The organism is Pseudoalteromonas sp. GW168-MNA-CIBAN-0100 (genome assembly GCF_040309225.1).
GTDB lineage: Bacteria > Pseudomonadota > Gammaproteobacteria > Enterobacterales > Alteromonadaceae > Pseudoalteromonas > Pseudoalteromonas arctica.
In genome coordinates, this window is record NZ_JBEOOL010000298.1 from 1 (window position 1) to 332 (window position 332).

General features: G+C 41.0%; 1 protein-coding gene. It reads right to left on the reverse strand.

Going from position 1 to position 332, the window contains the following annotated elements; genetic code table 11:
• Positions 1–332 (reverse strand): SNF2-related protein (locus AAEY62_RS21200; RefSeq protein ID WP_350636324.1); only part of this gene is annotated, 332 nt, incomplete at both ends.

Below are 332 nucleotides of genomic sequence, written 5' to 3' on the forward strand. Positions count from 1 at the left end.
GAGTTTACTTGACGGTAACTTACTGTTTTCAATTAATAACTGCGGAGCAATACACGCGCGGCGCAATTTAGTTAATGACGCCAATATAGTAATGTATTGGCTGTCTTCTTGGCTGGCTTGCTCAAGCGCGTTTAAGCGAGTGGCTTCGTAAAGAGCTTGCTCTTTATCGCTGAGCGCAAAAGTAAGGTTTATTTCGGTTTTATCGGGTAACTCGGTAAGTACCGTTTTTTTATTACGGCGTAAAATAAACGGCGCAATTAATGTTTTTAACGTATCAGCCTGCTGCTGATTTTTATCGGCATTACCAAAGCGCTTTTTAAACTCAGCTAATG